This is a genomic window from Amycolatopsis sp. cg9, assembly GCF_041346945.1.
Taxonomy (GTDB): Bacteria; Actinomycetota; Actinomycetes; order Mycobacteriales; family Pseudonocardiaceae; genus Amycolatopsis.
In genome coordinates this window covers 4,292,238-4,311,693 of the sequence record NZ_CP166850.1, presented here as the reverse complement: position 1 = coordinate 4,311,693, position 19,456 = coordinate 4,292,238, and the positions used below count along the sequence as shown (strand labels likewise).

Annotated in this window: 20 protein-coding genes; 7 read left to right on the top strand and 13 right to left on the bottom strand. The window is 71.8% G+C overall.

The genetic code is table 11. The features are described 5' to 3' along the window. Window positions 1-129: 129 nt before the first annotated feature. Window positions 130-888, bottom strand: a complete 759-nt coding sequence (locus tag AB5J73_RS20710) for a hypothetical protein (RefSeq protein ID WP_370971343.1) — start codon at window positions 886-888, stop codon at window positions 130-132. Between the two features lie 66 nt (window positions 889-954). On the opposite strand from AB5J73_RS20710, the gene AB5J73_RS20705 reads away from it, so the two are divergent. Then, window positions 955-1,482, top strand: coding sequence for a hypothetical protein (locus AB5J73_RS20705; RefSeq protein WP_370971341.1), 528 nt, complete (start codon window positions 955-957; stop codon window positions 1,480-1,482). Here the strand turns inward: AB5J73_RS20705 and AB5J73_RS20700 are convergent. Next, window positions 1,467-1,850 carry a VOC family protein gene (locus tag AB5J73_RS20700; RefSeq protein ID WP_370971340.1) on the bottom strand — a complete coding sequence of 128 codons (384 nt, stop codon included), beginning with the start codon at window positions 1,848-1,850 and terminating at the stop codon, window positions 1,467-1,469. The two genes, AB5J73_RS20705 and AB5J73_RS20700, sit on opposite strands and share 16 nt — an antisense overlap. A 59-nt stretch (window positions 1,851-1,909) precedes the next feature. On the opposite strand from AB5J73_RS20700, the gene AB5J73_RS20695 reads away from it, so the two are divergent. Next, window positions 1,910-2,539 (top strand): winged helix-turn-helix transcriptional regulator, encoded by a 630-nt coding sequence (locus tag AB5J73_RS20695; RefSeq protein WP_370971338.1) that lies wholly within the window; start codon window positions 1,910-1,912, stop codon window positions 2,537-2,539. Here AB5J73_RS20695 and AB5J73_RS20690 read toward each other — a convergent pair. Next, on the bottom strand, window positions 2,516-3,673 hold the full coding sequence (locus tag AB5J73_RS20690) for an MFS transporter (protein WP_370971337.1): 1,158 nt from the start codon (window positions 3,671-3,673) through the stop codon (window positions 2,516-2,518). The two genes, AB5J73_RS20695 and AB5J73_RS20690, sit on opposite strands and share 24 nt — an antisense overlap. An 83-nt stretch (window positions 3,674-3,756) precedes the next feature. Between AB5J73_RS20690 and AB5J73_RS20685 the strand changes: the two genes are divergently transcribed. The 3 genes from AB5J73_RS20685 to AB5J73_RS20675 are packed head-to-tail and all read left to right on the top strand — an operon-like array spanning window position 3,757 to window position 6,587. Then, window positions 3,757-4,527 carry a maleylpyruvate isomerase family mycothiol-dependent enzyme gene (locus tag AB5J73_RS20685; RefSeq protein ID WP_370971335.1) on the top strand — a complete coding sequence of 257 codons (771 nt, stop codon included), beginning with the start codon at window positions 3,757-3,759 and terminating at the stop codon, window positions 4,525-4,527. A gap of 51 nt (window positions 4,528-4,578) precedes the next feature. Continuing rightward, window positions 4,579-5,151 (top strand): PadR family transcriptional regulator, encoded by a 573-nt coding sequence (locus tag AB5J73_RS20680; protein ID WP_370971333.1) that lies wholly within the window; start codon window positions 4,579-4,581, stop codon window positions 5,149-5,151. Window positions 5,152-5,162: 11 nt separating this feature from the next. Then, a complete protein-coding gene (locus tag AB5J73_RS20675; protein ID WP_370971332.1) occupies window positions 5,163-6,587 on the top strand; it encodes an FAD-dependent monooxygenase in 1,425 nt (474 codons plus the stop codon). A 7-nt stretch (window positions 6,588-6,594) separates the two neighbouring features. Here the strand turns inward: AB5J73_RS20675 and AB5J73_RS20670 are convergent, their stop codons facing one another. Genes AB5J73_RS20670 through AB5J73_RS20655 form a run of 4 tightly spaced genes read right to left on the bottom strand, consistent with a single transcriptional unit; the run spans window position 6,595 to window position 12,260 of the window. Beyond that, window positions 6,595-9,813, bottom strand: coding sequence for an NACHT domain-containing NTPase (locus AB5J73_RS20670; RefSeq protein WP_370971331.1), 3,219 nt, complete (start codon window positions 9,811-9,813; stop codon window positions 6,595-6,597). 44 nt (window positions 9,814-9,857) lie between these two features. Then, the gene (locus AB5J73_RS20665; protein WP_370971330.1) at window positions 9,858-10,376 is read right to left on the bottom strand and encodes a GNAT family N-acetyltransferase; all 519 of its coding nucleotides are present in this window, start codon (window positions 10,374-10,376) and stop codon (window positions 9,858-9,860) included. A 10-nt stretch (window positions 10,377-10,386) separates the two neighbouring features. After that, the gene (locus tag AB5J73_RS20660; RefSeq protein ID WP_370971329.1) at window positions 10,387-11,316 is read right to left on the bottom strand and encodes an SDR family NAD(P)-dependent oxidoreductase; all 930 of its coding nucleotides are present in this window, start codon (window positions 11,314-11,316) and stop codon (window positions 10,387-10,389) included. A 38-nt stretch (window positions 11,317-11,354) separates the two neighbouring features. Continuing rightward, complete coding sequence (locus AB5J73_RS20655) at window positions 11,355-12,260, bottom strand: TetR/AcrR family transcriptional regulator C-terminal domain-containing protein (protein ID WP_370971328.1); 906 nt, start codon at window positions 12,258-12,260, stop codon at window positions 11,355-11,357. 138 nt (window positions 12,261-12,398) lie between these two features. Between AB5J73_RS20655 and AB5J73_RS20650 the strand changes: the two genes are divergently transcribed. Further along, on the top strand, window positions 12,399-13,109 hold the full coding sequence (locus AB5J73_RS20650) for a DUF2306 domain-containing protein (RefSeq protein ID WP_370971327.1): 711 nt from the start codon (window positions 12,399-12,401) through the stop codon (window positions 13,107-13,109). 3 nt (window positions 13,110-13,112) lie between these two features. Here AB5J73_RS20650 and AB5J73_RS20645 read toward each other — a convergent pair whose 3' ends face one another. After that, window positions 13,113-14,048 (bottom strand): hypothetical protein, encoded by a 936-nt coding sequence (locus AB5J73_RS20645; RefSeq protein WP_370971326.1) that lies wholly within the window; start codon window positions 14,046-14,048, stop codon window positions 13,113-13,115. A 180-nt stretch (window positions 14,049-14,228) separates the two neighbouring features. Between AB5J73_RS20645 and AB5J73_RS20640 the strand changes: the two genes are divergently transcribed. Next, window positions 14,229-15,194: a chitinase gene (locus AB5J73_RS20640; RefSeq protein ID WP_370971325.1), complete on the top strand. Its 966-nt coding sequence runs from the start codon at window positions 14,229-14,231 to the stop codon at window positions 15,192-15,194. 1 nt (window position 15,195) lies between these two features. Here AB5J73_RS20640 and AB5J73_RS20635 read toward each other — a convergent pair whose 3' ends face one another. The 5 genes from AB5J73_RS20635 to AB5J73_RS20615 all read right to left on the bottom strand — a co-directional run bounded on the left by AB5J73_RS20635 (window position 15,196) and on the right by AB5J73_RS20615 (window position 19,456). Next, complete coding sequence (locus AB5J73_RS20635) at window positions 15,196-16,023, bottom strand: LysR family transcriptional regulator (RefSeq protein WP_370973253.1); 828 nt, start codon at window positions 16,021-16,023, stop codon at window positions 15,196-15,198. 16 nt (window positions 16,024-16,039) lie between these two features. Then, complete coding sequence (locus tag AB5J73_RS20630; protein ID WP_370971324.1) at window positions 16,040-16,420, bottom strand: DUF427 domain-containing protein; 381 nt, start codon at window positions 16,418-16,420, stop codon at window positions 16,040-16,042. A gap of 62 nt (window positions 16,421-16,482) precedes the next feature. After that, window positions 16,483-17,247 (bottom strand): HAD family acid phosphatase, encoded by a 765-nt coding sequence (locus tag AB5J73_RS20625; protein WP_370971323.1) that lies wholly within the window; start codon window positions 17,245-17,247, stop codon window positions 16,483-16,485. Between the two features lie 81 nt (window positions 17,248-17,328). Further along, entirely contained in the window at window positions 17,329-18,489 is a 1,161-nt protein-coding gene (locus AB5J73_RS20620; protein ID WP_370971322.1) for a class I SAM-dependent methyltransferase, read from the bottom strand. 1 nt (window position 18,490) lies between these two features. Beyond that, window positions 18,491-19,456 (bottom strand): class I SAM-dependent methyltransferase, encoded by a 966-nt coding sequence (locus AB5J73_RS20615; protein ID WP_370971321.1) that lies wholly within the window; start codon window positions 19,454-19,456, stop codon window positions 18,491-18,493.

Sequence of the window (19,456 nt, the reverse complement as noted above, 5' to 3'; positions counted from 1 at the left end):
CGCCGGGGTCGGGGAGCACGGCGGTGCCGAGCAGGTCGCGGGCGGTGCGGCCGACGTGCTCGGGGTCGGCCGTTTCCCCGCGCAGCAGGCTCCATACGTCTCGGTGCACCCGCGTCGGGTCGCCGCCGGTCATCGCGGCACCACCGGTCCGTACACCCGCCGGGTGGCTCCGGGTGACAGCGATTCGAGCCGGACCACCGGGCAGCCGGGCTCGTGCCGGTACGAGCCGCAGCCCGAGTGCAGGACCGAAGGACCGCCGTCGTCACTGAAGAGCGCGGCGATCGGATAGACCTCGAAGGGCTGTCCGTTGTCGTCGACCACGGTGCTGCCGCGATGGCCGGCGCAGGTCCAATCGAACTCGAGGCGCCAGCGGACCTCCTCGGCGTGCACGACGGGTTCGAACCGGAACTGCTCGACGTCGGTGGCGCTGATCGTGAACGGGAAGTCGGGTCCGGCCGCCCGCAACTCCGGCGGATCGGCGTCGAAATCGGCCGTGAAACGGCGGGGTTCCAGAATTCCTCCGATGCGTGCGGTGAGGCACGCCGGCCGCGGGAACCGCCGGGACACCACCACGAGCCGCGCCGAGTGCAGGACCACCGCGCGCGAGGTCCGGGCTTCCAAGGTAACGACGTGGAGTGTGCCGCTGGGTGTCACGACCCCGGGTGGCTCGTCGTCCACGACGAGAACGGCGTGGGTGGATCCCGGCTTCAGGTCCACGGTGGCGATGATCGGATCTTCGATGTCGCCGCGTTCGTCACCGCGAGCCTGGTGGAGGTGGACGTCCCCCGTGATGCTCCCGGCTTGCACGTAGTTGTTGTTGCGTCCGCCGGCCGCCTCGTTGTGCGAGCCGGCGTGCCGGCCGTCGTCGTTCCGGGACTCGTCGCCCATCGCACCCCTCCCCGAGCTGCTACCCACCTGGTTACCACGACAGTCCCGCGCTGGGATGATCCCGGCATGGAATCGGGGACGACCACGCAGCTGATCACCGTGGGGGCCACGCTGGGCGGGGTCCTGCTCACCATGCTGACCACCACGTTCGTCGAAGGCCGCAAGCTGAAGGCGGCCCAGCGCGCCGAAGAGCGCAAGCGTGCGGCGGACCACGCCGACTGGCTGCGCGACGAGCGCGTGAAGGCCTACGCGAACCTGTCGACGGCGAGCGAAGAAGCTTTCCAGCTCGTCAGGTCGGAATTCCCCAAGCTGCCCGAGAACCGGGCCGAGATCGAGACCCGGTGGCGCGAGCGGCGCTCCGAGCTGCGCAAGGCGCACAACCAGGTGGCGTTGCTGGGCACCGAAGACCCGCGGCGGCGCGGCAAGGAGCTGTGGAAGGCGGCCCGCAACGGCGTCAACGACGTCTTCGCCGAGCTGGACGCCGGAGCGTCGGCCGTGCCGCGGGAAAGCCTCGATCGGGTGCTGTCGGGGATCAGCGACGCCGGTGACCGGTTCCTGGAGGCGTGCCGCGCCGACGTTCAGGGAGCTCGCTGAACGTCGGCCGGGCCCGCCAGGCCCACCAGGTTGCCCTGCGGGTCGGTGAACTGGGCGACCACCAGGTCGCGCCCGGGGGCGCGGTCCGGGCCCATCCGGCGGGTGCCGCCGAGGCGCTCGGCCTCCGCCAGCGCGGCCGCGACGTCCGGGACGCCGACGTAGAACAGCACGTGGCTCTCGTGGCCCGCGCCGCCGCCGACGCCGCCGGGGATGGTTCCGGATTCGACGAAGCCGTAGCCGGGTTCCGACACCTGGGCCGATACCGGCGCCGAGGTGTCGAATTCCCAGCCGAACAGCTCGCCGTAGTACCCGCGCAGGCTCGCCGGGTCGGTTCCGATGATCTCGAAGTGCACGACAGGTCGGCTCATACCGGCACCGTACGCCCGGCTAGTTGTTAAAAACAACCACCAAGTTGTATTTTGAAAGCATGTCGACGAGCCGCAGCTACGGGGACGCCTGCACGATCGCCCGCGCGCTGGACGTCGTCGGGGAACGGTGGGCCCTGCTCGTCGTGCGCGAGCTGCTTCTCGGACCGCAGCGGTTCTCCGACGTCCGGCGCGCGCTGCCGGGCGCGAGTTCGAACCTCGTCACCGACCGGCTGCGGGAACTCGAAGGCCACGGCGTCGTCGCGCGGCGGAAACTGCCGCCGCCGGCCGGGTCCACCGTCTACGAACTGACCGGCTGGGGTCGTGAGCTGGAACCCGTCGTGCTCGCGCTCGGGGCTTGGGGTGGCGGCATTCCGCGACCACCGGACGCGCACCTCGGCACGACGTCCGTGCTGCTGTTCCTCCGCGGTGCCGCGCAGCCCCGCGGCACCGCCTGCTACCGCGTCGAGCTCGACACTCGCGTGTGGACGGTCCGCACCGAGCCGGGCCGCCTGACGGTCGAGCCCGGTGCGCCCGAGTCGCCGGACGCCACGATCCGCACCGACCCGCCGACGCTGAACGCGCTGCTCGAGAAGCCGTCGGACCTCGACGCCGCGATCGCGGGCGGCCGCGTGGAAGCGAGCGGCGACCGGAAAGCCGTCAGGCGGCTACTGCGCGAGCGGCTGGGGTGACCGGACCCGCAGTGACGGGGCGAGGAAGACGATCGCGAACGTGACCACGACCGCCGACGACAGCGCCCAGTGCAGGCCGACGCGGGTGGCCAGCACGCCCACCAGCACCGGCTCCACCAGGAAGCCCAGGTAGCCGCACGCCGCGACCGCGGCGACCGCCCGGCCCGGCGCGTCCGCCTGCTTCCGGCCCGCCGCGCTCCACGCGATCGGCACGATCCCGGCCACGCCCAGCCCCACCACCGCGAAGCCGAGCACGCCCGCGACCGGCCACGGCACGGCGAGGACCACGGCGAACCCGAGCACCGCGACCGCGGCCGCCACGCGGACGAACGCGACCGGCCCCGTCCGCGCCACGACGCGGTCGGCGACCAGGCGGACCGCGATCATCGTCGCCGAGAATGCGAAGTAGCCCAGGGAGGCCAACGCGGGCGTCGCGCCGGTGACGTCGGCGAGGTACACCGCGCTCCAGCTGTTCACCGCGCCTTCGGCGACGAACCCGCAGAACGCGATCACGCCGAGCGGGACCAGCGCCCGGCTCGGCCACGCGAACGCCGCGTCGCCCTGGCCGCGGTCGGCGCCGGTCAGGAAGCGGGTGCGGGCGGCCCACAGCGCGAGCGCGAGCAGCACCGCGCCGGCGAGCGGGAAGTGCACCGACACCGGGACGTGCGCGGCCTCCATCAGCGCGTCGACGCCCGAACCGGCGAGGCCGCCGATGTTCCAGAACGCGTGGAAGCCGGCGAAGATCGGGCGCCCGTAGCCCTCCTCGACGCGGGCGGCGTGCGCGTTCATCGCGACGTCGAGCAGGCTGTTGCCGACGCCGAGCACGGCGAGCGCGGCCACGAACACCGGCGCCGACCAGGCGAACGCGACCAGCGGCAGCCCCGCGCACAGCACGACCGCCCCGAGCACGACGGCCGCGCGGCTGCCGATCCGGGTCAGCAGCGCGCCCGCGCCCAGCAGCGCCAGCACCGATCCGGCGGCGAGGCCGAAGAGCCCGGTCGCCAGCGACCCCGTGCTCAGCCCCAGCTGCTCCTGCACCGCGGGCACCCGGGCCAGCCAGGTCGCGAACGCGGCACCGCACACCGCGAACACGACCGAAACCCCCAGGCGGGCGCGTTTCAAGTCACCCGTCACCCCGCCACCCTACGGACCGGGCTGCCCTTCGGGGCAGCGGATCATGACCCCATGGCCGCCGCGCGGAGGGCTACCGTGACCAGGTGAAGTCGTTGAGCCACGACCGGCTGGCCGTCGCACTCGTCGGCGAAGCGGAGCGGTTCGGCGCGACGATCGCGGGCGCCGCACCGGATTCGCCCGTCCCGACGTGTCCTGAATGGACACTGCGCGACCTGGCCTGGCACGTCGGGGTGGCCTACCACAAGTCCGCCGCGATCATCGCGAGCCGCCCGGCGGGGTACGTGCCGTTCGAGGCCGTCACGATCGGCGAGCCGCCCGCGTTCGCCGGCCTCGGCGACTGGCTCCGCGACGGCGCCGGGCGGCTCGTCGCCGCGGTGGCCGAGGTCGGCCCCGAGACGCCGACGTCGACTTGGACGCCCGATCGCCGCGCCGGGTTCTGGACGCGGCGGCTGACCCACGAGACGGTCGTCCACCGCGCGGACGCGGCCCTCGCCACCGGCACGCCGTACGACGTCGACGCCGAGCTCGCCGCGGACGGCATCGCCGAAGGCCTCGGCCTGGTCGCCGTCTTCTCGCGGCCGCACCACCCGGCGCTGGACCGGACGCCGCTGCGGGGCACCGGCGAGACGCTGCTGTTCCACGCGACCGAGCCGGACCTCGGCTGGCTGGTCCGGCGGACGCCGTCGGCGGTCGAGGTGAGCCACGAGCCCGCCGCGGCGGACGTCGTGGTCGAAGGCCGGGCCGCCGACCTGCTCCTCGCGCTGACCGGGCGCCTCGCCGCGGACGACCCGCGGATCGGCGTGTCCGGCGACGCGGAGCTGTTCCGGCACTGGCTGGCGCACACGCGCTTCTAGCCGGGCTTGACGGCAGGCATATAGTCGGTTCCGACTGATAGGGAGCGACTAGTGGCGCGCAAGATCCGCAACACCCTCGCCCTGGCCCTGCTCGGCCTGCTGCTGGAACGCCCGATGCACCCGTACGAAATGGCGTCCACGCTGCGCGAGCGGTACAAGGACACGAGTTTCAAGATCAACCCCGGTTCGCTCTACGACACCGTGGAGTCGCTGGCGAAGCACCGCTGGATCGAGCCGGTCGAGACGGTCCGGGAGGGCAACCGGCCGGAGCGGACCGTCTACGCGCACACCGAACTCGGCCGCCAGGAGTTCGTCGCGTGGCTCGACGAACTGGTCCGCGAACCGGTCGCGGAGTACCCGAAGTTCGTCGCGGCGGTGAGCTACCTCGGCGCACTCGGCCCGGACCGCGCCGCCGACGCGCTCGAGGAACGGGCGCGGCACCTGGCCGAACGCATCGAGGGCGCGGACACGGCGCTGGCCGAAACGGTCGGCAAGGGCGCGCCGCGGCTGTTCATGATCGAGGTCGAGTTCGTCCGGCACGCCTGGCAGGCCGAGCTCGACTGGGCCCGCCGCACGGCCGCCGAAATCCGCGCCGGCTCGCTGCCCTGGCCCGAACACTCCTGAGGGGAAGAACCGTGCACGAAACCGATGTCCTCATCGCCGGCGCCGGCCCGGCCGGCCTGCTGCTCGCCGCGGAACTCGCGCTGGCGGGCGTCCGCACCACGATCGTCGAGCGCCACCCGGAGCGCCCGCCGTACTGCCGCGGCTTCAACCTGAACTCGCGCTCGCTGGACCTGCTCGCCCGGCGCGGGCTGGCCGCCGGACTGGTCGCCGAGGGGCACCAGGTGCCACACGCCCCGGTCACCGGCCTGCCCGGCCCGCTGCTGCTCGACGGTGCGGCGACCGACCACCCGTTCTCGCTGGGCATCCCGCAGACCCGCGTCGAGGAGGTCCTGGAGGCGCGGGCGCTGGAGCTCGGCGCCGAAATCCTGCGCGGCCACGAGCTGCTTTCCTTCACCCAGGACGATTCCGGGGTGACGGCGTCGATCCACAATGGACTTTCCGGCCGCGCGCGCTACCTCGTGGGCTGCGACGGCGGGCGCAGCACGGTCCGCAAGCAGGCCGGGATCGGCTTCCCCGGCGTGGACGCGCGCTGGTTCGCGCTGCTCGGCGACGTCGAATGCGAGCTGCCGTACGGACCTTCGGCCGGTCCGGACGGCCGGACGGTGTTCGTCATCCCGCGGCCCGGGTACGTCCGGATCGTCGTCCGGGAAGACGAGCCGCCCGCGGACAAGGACACGCCGGTCACGCTGGAGCTGCTGCAGGCCCAGGTGGACGCGGTGCTGGGACGGCACGTTCCGCTGCGCGCACCCCGCTGGCTGAGCCGCTTCGGCGACGCGGCGCGCCTGGCGTCGAGCTACCGGTCAGGTCGCGTCCTGCTGGCCGGCGACGCGGCGCACATCCACCCGCCGGCCGGGGCGATCGGGGTGAACGTGGCGCTGGACGACGCGTTCAACCTCGGCTGGAAGCTGGCGGCGACGGTGCGCGGGACGGCTCCCGAGGGGCTCCTCGACACCTACCACGCCGAGCGACATGCCGCGGGGGAACGGATTCTGGCCAACACCCAGGCGCAGGTCGCGGTGGAAGAGGCGGCCGGGGAGCCCTGGGCGGACCTGCTGCGGCGGGTGGCCGCGCACCCGGCCGGGAACCGGGCGCTGGCCGAGATCATCACCGGACTGGACGCTTGCTACGAGCCGGGCGGGCACCCTTGGCTGGGGCGGCTGGCACCGGACGTTCCGGTGACGGTCGCGGGCCGGCCGACGCGGCTGGCGGAGCTGCTGCACCACGGGCGGCCGGTGCTGGTGGACCTGGCCGGGGCGTTCGGTGCCTGGTCGTCGGCGGTGGAGGTGGTGGCGGCTTCGTCCACATCGGACCTCGGCGCGGTGCTGCTGCGGCCGGACGGGCACGTCACTTGGGTGACCGGGGGCGCGGACGACACCGGGCTCGCGGAGGCCGTGCGGCGGTGGATCGGCGACGCGCCGGCACCGGTGCCGGCCTGACGGTTCGTCACGGGAAGCCGGGGTCGCGGTCGCTCCGATCGTCGGGCTCCTGCAGGGGTGCCGGCCATCGGTGAGCGGCAAGCAGCTCGTGCAGGGCCGCGAGAAGTCGTTCGTTGAGCCAAAGCTCACCGGGCTGACGCCGTTGGATCGCGTATCGGAGCTCGGCCAGTTTCGGCGGCTCGGACTCGCCGCGGGCCGCGATTTCGGCCTCCAGCATCAACGGCACGCCGGGCGCGTCGTAGAGCCGGGGGTCCATCAGTTCCGGCAATTCGTCCAGGAGGCCGGGGTGGGCCAGCACCGCGGCCGTGAGCGCGTACGGATCGAGCCGCCCGTCCGCGCGGTGGTCCATCACCCACCGCACCAGCCACGCCACATGCCGGGTGTCCGCGAACGGAGAACTCATTTTGAGAAGCATTTCGACTCGGTCGAAGATCGAGTCGAGGTGCTCTTGCGGCGGCTTCACCGCGTCTTTGTTGAACACCGAGGTGAACGGCCCCGGGTACTGGTTCGACAGCCCGAGTGCGAGCCAGGGTTCGACGATGTCCGCCATCGCGTCGCCGGCGTCGGCGTAGAAGTTCCGGTCGACGAAAGCTTCCCCGAATCGCGCTACCCGCTCCGCGTGCAGGTCACCGGCTAGCCTGGCGTAGGTGATCGGTTCGGAACCCGTGAAGAATATCTCCTTCGGCAGCGACAGCTCACCGTCGCGGTACGACAAGGCGGAAAGGATCGCCTCCCAGGATTCGTCGGCGAGACCCGCGCGCCAGAAGGCCAGCAGCGATCGCCAGGCCGGCAGCGGATTCTCGGGTCCGTGCAGGAACTCCTCCAGTGGTAGCCCGGCGTCTTCGCCGAGTGCCACCCGCAACAACACGAGGTTCGCCGAATACCCGGCGAGCTCGCGCACGTGGTCCACGGGTCTCGGCCGGTAGTCGAGGTAGCGCGTGGAACCGGTCCGGCTCCGGTGCTGGGCGATCAGGATGTCGAGCACCTCGAGCATCTGCGCACGCTCGGTACCGTCGAGGTCGGCCGCCAGCTCGGCGACGAACGTCAGCGTGGGTTGGCGCACAGCCAGCACTTCGTGGGCGAGCAGCGCGAAGAGCAGGTCGTCGTCCGGCTCCCGGATCCCGCGCCGGGCGCTGAAGGCGGCGTGGGCCACCTCGGCCAGCTCCTCCGTGACGCGGCTTGCCACCAGGTACTCGCCGAACGTCGCGTGCAGGAACTCGTACTGGTGCTGAGGTGGCGCCGCCGCGAGAAGACGGGCTTGAGCCGTGTGCACGAAGAAGAACTCGCCGATGACCCGCTGGCCGAGGTCGGCGAGCGTCTGCGTCGTGTCCGTCGTCTTCTTCTCCAGGACGGCGAGATCGGCGCCCAGCTCTTCGGCCGTGATGGACTGGCGGCCGCGGTTGAACATGCCCAGCGCCGCCGTCGACAGTCGTCGCAGGTGGTCGTCGACCCGCTGCTCGATCTGGTGCGGGGACAACGCCGTGGACGACTTCCCCGCTTCCCGCTGGGCGAAGTGCGTGAGCAGCCGCCGGTACAGCTCCGCCGACGAGAGCTGCTCTTCCAGGTCCGGGGCGTCCGGGTCGGCGACGTACAGCGCCATCATGAGCAGCAGAAGAGGCTGCCGGGTCAGTTCCCGTTGGCGGAGGGCCGCCTCCAGCGGGAACGCCCGGGTCCTCCCGGCGGCGGTGCCGGCCGCGTTGACCGCGTTCCACTCGGTCAGCCAGGCACCGATCTGGTCGTGGTCGAAGTCCTCCAGCTTGACGATCGGGATGGCGTCGGGGATCTCCACGCGGTCGGTCACCGTCGTCCGCGACGTGACGACGACGACCACCGGCCGGTCCTGGTTCGCCTCGTTGCGCTGGAACTCCATGACGTCGTGCAGGTAGCCGTACAGGCGCGCGTGCGGCTGCTGGAGGAGCTCGTCAAGCCCGTCGAGCAGGACCACGCGCACCGTCTCGACGCTCTGCTCGACCAGGTCGGCCCAAGGCACGCGCCGGTGGGTCACGAGGTCGAGCGCCTGCTGCACCTGTTCGTGGATGGGCGTGTGCGCGCGCACGTGGCGCAGCGGCACCCGGACGACCGTGTACGAGGTCGCCGGGAGCCGGGCCGCGATCACCTTGGTGAGCAGGCTCTTCCCGGCGCCGGGGTGGCCCAGCACGAGCAACGGCCGGCGCGGCGCGTCCGCGGACGCCAGGTGGGCGACGAGCCGGACGTCCAGGTCGTCGTGGATCTCGCGATGCTCCCACCACGTCTCGTCACCCGGCCGGGCGTCCGGCGCGCTCACCTCGAAGCGGTAACGCGGATTGACGAAGATCTGCCCGACCGGCGGGAAGACGATGTCCCTCCCGTACTGCCGGGCGGCGGTGAGCGGGATGATCGCTTCGTCGAGCAAGGCCCGGTTGACGCTGCGCACCGCGGTGCGCAGGTCGTCGGCGGGTTCGGCACCGGGCGCCATGAGGGTCAGGAGGTTCTCCAGGCGGACCAGGGCGGATCCGTGCCCGTGCAGCGCACTGCGCAGGTCTTCCCCGAGGTCCTCGACCTTGGTCCTGGTCGCGGCGTGCTCACCGAGCTCGGCCCACACCCGGAACTCCGGAACGGTCGCCGCCGTTTTCAGGTAGTGCGAGGTGTACCGCCGGACGGCCTTGTCGACGACGGAGGTGTCGACGTCCCGGCTGTACGGGTCGTCCACCGCGAGACCGCGGACGAAGCGGTGAACCCGCTCGTCGAGCTGTACCAGCCACGTGCGGACGTGCTCCGCGGTCTCGTCGAACCCGGCCCGCGCCGACGGCGCCGGCACCTCGCTCCGGTACAGGTGCTCGGCTCCCGGCGCGGCCAAGCGGGCCTTCTCGGTCTCGGTGATCTCGAGGAGTGCGTACTCGTCCTCGCCGATGTGCTCCCGCAGCGCTTCGAAGTACGCCGCGACCACCAGCGTCGAATGCGCCGCGAGGACCAACCGGCGGCGTTCGAACCCGGCAGAGCCGCGCAGCGCGGCGGGAAGGCCGTTCAACGCCTCCTGCACGAGCCTGACGGCCTCGTTCTTCTGGTCGACCCAGCCCCACACCGCGGCGAACGCGGCCACCGAAGCGACCGGGTTGATCACCGAGGCCAAGCCGGCGCCCAGGATGACGCCGCCGAGCACCAGGTCGACCCGCTTGAGCCACCGCCGGTCGCGGTGGCCCAGGATCTGCAAGGCGCCCTCATAGGTCAGCGCGGGTTCCCTACGCACACCTCCTTCTACCGCAGGCCGCTTCGGAAAACCACGCCCGCGAGTCAGCTCGGGCGGTCCAGCACCGCGCGCTGCTCGACCCGGCCGTCCAGCGTGAACTTGCTGTGCGGGGTGAACCCCAGCTTCGCCACCACCCGGGCCGAAGCCGTGTTCGCCGGTTCGTACACCGCCAGCAGGCGGTCCGCCCAGCCCGACTCGAAAGCCTTGTCCCGCACCGCCGAAGTCGCTTCGGTCGCGTAGCCCCGGCCCCAGCCCGAGGGGGCGACCCACCAGCCCATCTCCACCGCCGGCGTACCCAGGCCCGACTCCGCGGCGCTGCGGCTGACCAGCGACACCACGCCGTCGAACGAACCCGGGGAGGCCGACACCGCGAACCAGCCGAAGCCGCGCGCTTCCCAGTGGGACAGCGTCGCGCGGTGCTTGCCCAGGGTGTACTCGTGGCTCCACGGCTCGCCGGTTCCGACGTAGCGGACCGTTTCCGGGAGCTGGGCCAGCGCGAACAAGCCGTCGAAGCAGTCTTCGGACCACGCGTGCAGCGTGAGCCGTTCCGTGGTGATCAGCACCGGGTCCACTTTAGGCGTGCGCGGTCTTCCCGCCATCGATCACCAGCTGCGCGCCCGTCAGGTAGGGGAAGTCGCCCGAAGCCAGCGCCAGGGCGAAGACCGCGATCTCGTCCGCCGTCGCCATCCGCTTCAGGCCCGGCACGTTGGACAGCGCCCAGTTCGCCGCCATCGCTTCCCAGACCGGGTCCGGGAGGGCCATCGCGCCACCGGCCCGGCGCACCAGCTCCGTGTTCGTCGTACCGGGGACCAGGGCGTTGACGCGGATCCCGTCCGCCGCGTAGTCCAGCGCCGCCGTCTGGACCAGGCCGACCAGGCCGCGCTTCGACGCCGTGTACGCCGCGCGGCCCGCGTCCGTGGCCAGCGCGTTGGACGACGCCGTCACCACCACCGTGCCGCCGCCGGCCGCCTTCAGGTGCGGGACCTCGTACTTCAGCGCCAGGAAAGTGCCGCGCAGGTTGGTGCCCACGACGTCGTCCCACTCCGCCGCGCTGTACTCGTGCAACGGCTTCTGGACGGTGACGCCCGCGTTGTTGAAGCACACGTTCAGCCCGCCGTACCTGGCCGCGATCGTGTCGACAAATCGCTTCACGTCGTCCTCCGACCGGACGTCGGCGCGCACGTACGTCGCTTCGCCGCCCGACGAGCGGATTTCCCGTTCGAGCGCGGCGCCGAGGTTCTCGCGGCGCCCGCAGAAGCCGACCTTGCCGCCCTCGGCCGCGAACCGCAGCGCCGCCGCGCGGCCGATGCCCGACGTCGCCCCGGTGACCAGCACGACCTTGCCCGCGAACCGGCGGGCCGCCGACGGCCCGATCTGCGGCGTCTTCGCGCCGCCCTGCACCAGCCCGGCCCCGGCGACCGCGCCGACGCCGGCCGCGATGCCGCTGGTGGCCAGCAGGCGGCGACGGCTGTAGCGGCGGGGTTCTTCCTTGCTCTCGCTCATGCATCCAGCGTGGCGGCCCCGGCCGGCCCGGCCATCCGTCAAAGCGACTGGTGTTCGCCCAGCAGCACCGCGATGCCGTCGAGCTGGCGGCGCAGCCCGAACTCGAAGGCCTCGTCGAGGCCGACGTCCTCGACGCCGGTCATCACCTCGGCGAGCACCGGGAACCGGCCCGACTCCAGGTACCCCGCGAGCAGCGCCATGTCCGCCGCCAGCCGCTGGTCGCCGGTGATGCCCGTGTCCTGCTCGGCCTGGACCTCGAACGCGTTGCTCACCGCCAGGCCGCCGACCCAGCCGTTGAGCGTCATGACGACCTGCAGCCGCACCCGGTGCCGCAGGCCGGTGCCGGCCAGCGCGCGCAGCGACCAGTCGACCAGCCGCAGTCCCGCCGCCAGCACCGGCGGGCGGACCAGCGAGTTCAGCAGGATCGGCGCGAGCCACGGGTGCCGCCGGTACGCGCGCCACTGCGCGCGGGCGGCCAGCTCGAGACGCGGCCGCCACGGCACCGGGCCCGGCTCCGGCAGTTCCGCCTCCCCCAGCGCCGTGTCGGCCATCAGCCGGAGCAGCTCGTCCTTGTCGGGTACGTGCCGGTACAGCGCCATCGGCCCGACACCCAGCTCCGCGGCGAGCCGCCGCATCGACAGCGCGGCGAGGCCCTCGGCGTCGGCGAGCGCGATCGCCGCGCGCACCAGGGTGGTCCGGCCCAGCGGCGGCTTGACCGGCGTCCGGTCGGCGACGACGGTGCCGCTGCCCGGCACCGCCCGCACCCAGCCCTGTTCCCCCAGCGCGGACAACGCCTTCGCGGCGGTCGCCATCGCCACGCCCCACTCGCGGACCAGCGCGCGCGTCGACGGGACGCGGTCGCCGGGCCGCAGCTCGCCGGCGGAGATCCGGCGGCGCAGGTCCGCCGCGATCCGCAGGTACGGCGCCGGCTCGGCCACGAACACCCTCGATCCGTACTAGAACACTTGGCCCGTCCACCTAGAACGGTTTCAGGGTACTCCCCCAATGTCCACGCGAAGGATTGCCGCGGTCACGAGCCGGTTCGTACGGTGCGGATACAGCGTAAGAGACAGGGGGATCCCATGACCACGACCGAAACCGCGCCGAGCCTCGGCGGAGCCCGCAGGGCCACGCCGTGGTGGCGCCGCCCGTGGGTGTTCCCGCTGGGGCTGCTCGTCACGGTGTTCCTGGTGTACTCCCTGCCGCCGTACCTCGGGCTGAACCCCGCGGAGTCCCGGATCCCGGCGCCCACCGGCTGGTACTACCCGGTACTGGTGGCGCACATCGGGTTCGCGACGATCGCGATGGTGACGTGCGCGCTGCAGATCTGGCCGTGGCTGCGGCAGAAGCACCCGGTGGTGCACCGCCGGACCGGCCGCGTGTACGTGTTCGCCGGCGCGATCCCGGCGTCGATCGCGGGGTTCGCGATCGCGCTCGCGGCGCCGTTCGGCCCGGTCGGCGCCGGCTCGAACGTCCTGCTGGCGACGCTCTGGTTCACCTGCACCGTGCAGGGGTTCCGGACGGCGCGGGCCCGCCGGTTCGGCGAACACCGCCGCTGGATGGTCCGCAGCTTCGCGCTGTGCATGTCGATCATCAGCAACCGGGTCTGGGCGATCCTCTGGGGCACCGTGCTGCCCGGGCAGCTGGACACCATGTTCGGCGGCAGCGAAGTCGCGATGGGCCAGGCGATCGCGGGCCTGACGACGTGGACCGGCTGGGTGGTCCCGCTACTGGCCGCCGAGTGGTGGCTGGGCCGGAGCCGGGGACGCCGCCGCGCGCCGTCCCCGGCCTGAGCCCTACAGCCCGGAAACCTTGCCCTTGTGGAGGTTCCGGATGATGTTCCGCGGGTTCTTCGCGACGTACTGCGCGGCACCCGATTCGAAGACGAGGTAGGCGTACCCGCCCGACTCGGTGATGCCCTCGTTCATGCTGGGCGAGCGGTAGCACCGGGTCGAGGCCTTGTCGATGTCCCGCGAACCCGCGTCGACGACGTAGAGGTTGCCGCGGTTGTCGTTGCCGTACGAGGTGCTGAACACGAAGCGGGACTTCGTGACCATGAGCCCCTGGGTCTTCGTCGGCACCTCGTACGCGCCGGACTGCGTGGTCAGCGACCCGTCGGTACCCACTTTGTACCGGTACATCTTGTCGCGGCCGGTCTCGTTGAACTTGCCCGAGTACAGGCTGTCGCCGTAGCTGGTCAGGAACGACGCGCCGTAGACCTTCCGCGCTTCGCCGACCTGCTTGAGGTACGGCGTGCCGGACTTCTTCATCGCGGCCTTGAGCTCGGACAGCTTGTACTTGCGGACCGTGTTCCCCTCGCCCGCCACGAACGCCCAGCCCTGGGTGATCGCGACACCGCCGGCGTGGGTGGCGGCGATCGCGACCGTGCCGACGTGCTTGCCGGTCTTCGCGTCGATGCCGATCAGGTGGGCGTCGTGGCCGGCGCGGTAGGCGCCGACGACCAGCAGGTCGCTGCCGCCGTCCCAGCTGTACCAGGTCGCGACGCCCTGCGGCGTGTAGGTGTCCAGCTCCGGGACCGCGGGGCCCTTCGCGAAGCGGCTGTCGTAGGCGTAGGACGCCGAAAGGCCGGAATAGAACGAAGCGAGCTTCCCGCTCGACGTCGCCGAGCAGCTGATCGCGGCGGACGCCGGTTCGGCGGCGGCGACGGTAGTCCCGAGTGCGACCGCGACGCCCGCCGTGACCGTGGCGGCCTTCCTCTTCCAGGTGTTCATCGAGCTCCCTCAGTCGGCTCTGCCTTGCCGGACTGGGACTCCCCGGGATGATCTCCGGTTCCGTTCGTCACACGGGGTGACCGGGGTACCCCGTTCGGTCTATGGTCTACACCAAGGTCACTGGTCTATACCAATGGGGACAAGTTCCCGCCGCCGCGTTCGACGTCGTGGAGGTCCCCCGTGCGACTCCGTTCCCTGCTGGCCGCCGTCGGCGGTCTGGCCGTGCTCGCCACCGGCTTTTCCGCCCCCGCGAACGCCGCGGCCGGCTCCCCGATCCCGGTCGGGCCCTACGTCGACATGGGCGCCTGGCCGACGCCCAGCCTGTCGGCGATGTCGGCCGCCAGCGGCGTCAAGGGCTTCACACTCGCGTTCGTCAACTCCTACGGCTGCAAGGCCAGCTGGTTCGGCGCCTACGACCCGCGCACGGCCTGGCAGCAGGAGGAGATCGCCAAGATCCGCGCCGCGGGCGGCGACGTCAAGATCTCCTTCGGCGGCGCGTCCGGCATCGAACTGGCGCAGGCGTGCAGCACGTCCGCCCAGGTCGCGGCCGAGTACGACGCCGTCGTCAAGGCGTACGGGCTGAAGTACGCCGACTTCGACATCGAGGGCGCGGCCATCGCGGACCCGACGACGATCGCCCGCCGCTCCCAGGCGTTGAAGACGCTCCAGAACAACAACCCGGGCCTGAAGATCTCCCTGACCCTGCCGGTGCTCCCGAATGGGCTCACCGCAGACGGCCTCAACGTCGTCAAGTCCGCCAAGGACGCCGGGGTGAACCTGGACCTGGTGAACATCATGGCCATGGACTACTACCAGGGCGCGGGCGACCAGGGCGCGAAAGCGATTTCCGCGGCCAAGGCGACGCAGGCGCAGCTCAAGTCGCTGTACGGCCTGAGCGACGCGGCGGCGTGGAAGAAGGTCGGCGTGACCCCGATGATCGGCGTCAACGACTCGCAGAACGAGATCTTCTACCAGAAGGACGCACAGGCGCTGGTGGCGTTCGCGAAGACCGTCCACGTGGGCATGCTGTCGTTCTGGGAAGCCGGCCGCGACGCCAACGCGTGCACCGGCGCGCTGTACAGGTGCACGAACGTGCCGCAGTCGAAGTACGAGTTCGGCAAGATCTTCGCCGGCTACACGGGCTGAGTCACCAGCGGGCGGCGTCCGCGAGCAGTGCGTCCCGCACCGCCGCGGGGCCCGCCCGGCAGGGCTCCGCGCGGGTGACCGCGAAGAGCGTGTTGATCGGGGGTTCCTCCGGCTCCAGCAACGCGACCAGCGAGCCCGAAGCCAGCTCCGCCGCGCACAGGTACCGCGGCAGCACGCTCACGCCGAACCCGGCCAGCACGCACGTCAGGACGCCGCGCAGGTCCGGCACGACCACCGCGGGGCCGGGCGGTGGGCGGACGCCCAGTACCGAACGCCAGTAGCGGCGGATGATCGGCAGGTCCTCGGCGTAGGCCACCAGGGGCGCGGTGCGGGGGTCGCCGTCGAAGCCGCGGGGGCCGACCAGGACGAACTCCTCGTCGGTCAGCGGGGTGGCCGCCAGGCCGCGGCGGCGGGGGCGGATCGTGGAGACGACCAGGTCGTAGCGGCGTTGCGCGAGGCCGGCGAGGAGGTCGTCGGCCAGGCCGAACGTCACGCGCAGGCGGAGACCGGACGCGACCAGGGCGGCCAGCGCGGGAAGCACCCGCGTGGTGGTCAGCTCCGCGGGGCCGGCCAGGTGCACCGGCGCCGCGAACGGGTCGTCGCCGACGGCCACGACCGCCAGCGCGTCCACGTGCGGGGCGATCCGGGCCGCGAGTTCGTCCGCGGCCGACGTCGGGGTCACGCCCCGCGCGCGGCGGACGAACAGCTGCTGCCCGAGCTGCTCCTCCAGGGCTCTGACCTGCGCGGTCACCGTCGGCTGGGACAGGCCCAGCGACGGCGCCGCACCGGTCAGCGAACCCGCCCGGTGCACGGCCAGGAAGGTTCGCAGCAGGTCGAGGTCCAGCTCAGTCCTCGACGAGCTCGATGGAGTCGACGACGTTCGGGTAGAACGCGACGTGGTCCTTGATCGGGGCGACCGGGTCGTACGGCTTCTCGTACGTCCAGACCGCGTTCTCGCCGTGCACGTCCCCGACGTTCAGGCTGTAGTAGCTGCTGTCGCCCTTGTACGGGCAGTACGTCTCGTGGTCGGTCCGCTCCAGCACGCTGAAGTCGACGTCCGCCCGCGGGATGTACTGGACCGCCGGGTACGTGGATTCCTGCAGGGTGAACGCGTTGCGGCTGTCCGCGATGACGCGCCCGCCCGCCTTGACCACCACGCGGGCCTTGGTGGGCTCGACGGTGATGGGGTGGTCCGGGCCCGGCACCAGCACCTTCTTCTCCGGCATGTCTGCTCCTCGAAAAGGTCGTGTACCAGGAGCAGCACGCCGGGCCCGGTGGTTATTCCGCGTCAGGGCAGGTAGTACATCGGGTTCGGCAGCTTGACCGGGTGCTGCGCGTAGCCGCCTTCGAGGTCGCTGAACTGGTCGCCGACGTTCAGCACGATCTTCGCGCCGGTCGCCTCGATGTGCGCCCGCGTGCCCGACTTGTACTGGACCGTATTGCAGGTCAGGCCGCACGGCAGGTAGTCCGGCGCGGTCACCTTCGGCTTGAAGAACGCGCCGGCCGGAGCCGGGTAGCCCTCGTTGGCCAGGTTCTTCAGCGACTGCGGGCCCTGCAGCTCGTTGCGGCCGGTGAGGAAGTACAGCTTGACGCCGTGCTGCACGGCCCAGTTGGCCAGCTCCAGCACCGGCTTGTTCGCGACGAACGTGCCGTTGTCGATCGCCTGCTGCTGCTTGACCGGGTCGAAGCCGAAGTCGTTGTCGGCCTCCCAGCCGTAGGTGACCTCGGACGTGTCGTCGACGTCGAGCACGATCGCCGGGTTCTTGACCTTGCCCAGCTGCTGCTGGAGAAAGCGCTTCGCGTCGGAGACGATCCGGTCGGTGTCCTTCACGAACCGGCTCGTGTCCGAGTAGTGGTGCTTGCCCGCGGCGTCGAGGTAGTCGCCGTAGTACGCCTTGACGTCCAGCTTGACCTGGCCGATGTTGGCCGGCTCCTTGGCACGGGCCGCGGTCGCGTCGTCCGAGCCGGCCAGCGCGGTGGCTCCCGAAGCGACGGTGGCGCCGATGGCCGCGGCGGCGGCGAGCTTGACGAGACCTGACCATTTTCCGGACACAGCGACCCTCCAGTGCAGACTTGCCGACCCGGGGAACCTACGTCACGTTCACCCGGAGTTCCACCCCTCGAAAGTTTCCGTTCACCTCTCGGCGCGACAGAGGAACGCCACCGGCGACCGGCCGATCCGCGTCAGCACCACCGAAGCTTCCGCGCCACCACGGGGTTTCAGCCGCCGCCGCAAGGCATCCGGATCGACGTCCAGGCCGCGCACCAGGATTTCCAGCCGGCCGACGTCGTGTCGCTTGAGGACGGCTTTGAGCGCTTTCTCGCTGTAGGGCCCCTGCTCCAGCACCCGGAACGCCCGCACGCCCAGTGGCGGGGTGTCGCCGGTCAGGTACGCGATGCGCTCGTCCAGCTGCCACAACCCGTGCCGCGCCGCGTAGTGGCGGACCAGTCCGGCCCGGACCACCGCGCCGTCGGGGTCGACGATCCACTCCCCCGGCTCCCGCGTGGGCAGTTCGTCCGGTTCGGCGTCGGTGACCGTCCACTGTGTCCCGTCCGAGCGCAGCACGGTCGCCCGGCGGGTGACGCCTTCGCCCAGGCCGCGCCAGAGGCAGGATTCGCGCACCTGGCCGTCCAGGGACACCAGCTCGACCTCGTCCGCCCACGGAGTCAGCGCGAAGTCGAGGCCGGGCGCGCACTTCACGGACAGCGCCCGCCCCGGGTAGGCGTCGACCAGCCCGTCGAGCGGCGGCGCGAAGTCCGCGGGCTTCCAGGCCCGCCGTCCGGCGGAGTCGCGGCGGGCCGGGTCGGCGACGACGACGCCGGACCGGCTCACCGGATGCAGCGCGTCGGCCCGCGCCAGCCCGAACTCGACACCGGCGACGGTTCCGTTGTGCCGCGCCATTTCCAGCCGCACCGGGTCCACATCGGACCCGAACGCCCGCCGCGCCACCCGGGCGATCTCGACGAGGTCCGCACCGACCGAGCACGTCACGTCGTGGACGTCGAGACCGGCCAGCCGGGCCGCCCGGTGCCGCGCGACCGGCGTGGCACTCGCCTGCTGGAGCGCGTCCGAGGTGAACAGCCAGTCCGATCCGGACAGTTTGCCCACGGCCTTCCGGCGCAGCAGCACCGTTTCCAGGACGGCGGCCGCGTGCTCCTCGCCGGCCAGGCGACGCACCTGGGCGACCGCCGCGATGCGGTCGGTCAGGGGCAACGACGAGACCTCGGCGAGCGCCGCCGTCCCCGCGCCGGAGCGCAGGTAGGCGACGTCGCCGAGGCTGAACGAATAACCCAATTCAGGACGGCCGCTTGGTCCCGGTGATCATCACGTTGTAGAACAGCTCGCGCGGCAGGACCTTCGCGAGCACCTTCTTGTCCACAGCGGACAGCCGCAGCCACAGGCGGTAGGCGAACAGCCGCCAGCGGACGGTCAGCTTCTCCTGCGGCACCGCGGCTTCGAACGTCCGGATCGGCCAGCCGGCGAGCGCCGCGGCGAACTCCTCGGTGACCGCGCGGACGTCCTGGGCGCCGGCCCCGCGGGCCCACGACTCCAGCTCCGACGGGTCGAAGGTGTGGATGTCGACGACGGCTTCGAGCGCGGCCGCGCGGGACGACTCGTCCAGTTCGGACTGCGGGCGCCGCCAGCCGCTCAGCACCGGCAGCTTCGTCACCCGGGTCGTCAGGAACCAGGTGAACTGGCCGAGCTTGCGGGCGTAGAAGTCGCCGATCTTGGTCGGCTCGCCCGCGAAGACGAACCGGCCGCCCGGCTTGAGCACGCGCAGCACCTCGCGGAACGCCGCCTGGACGTCCGGGATGTGGTGCAGCACCGCGTGCCCGACGACGAGGTCGAACGTGTTGTCCTCGTACGGGATGCGCTCGGCGTCGGCGACCCGGCCGTCGACGTCGAGGCCGAGCTTCTCGGCGTTGCGCAGCGCGACCTGGACCATGCCGGGCGAGAGGTCGGTGACCGACCCCTTCTTGGCGACTCCGCCCTGCATGAGGTTCAGCAGGAAGAAGCCCGTGCCGCTGCCCAGCTCCATCGCGTGCTGGTAGGGCTGGCCGTCCTCGCCCGCGACGGCGTTGAACACGTCGGTGGCGTAGGAGATGCAGCGCTCGTCGTACGAGATCGACCACTTCTCGTCGTAGGTGCCGGCTTCCCAGTCGTGGTACAGCACGTTCGCCAGCTTGGGGTCGGCGTAGGCGGCCTGGACCTCTTCGGCGGTGGCGTGCGGGTTCGGGGCCGGGTCGTTCACGTCGGTCAA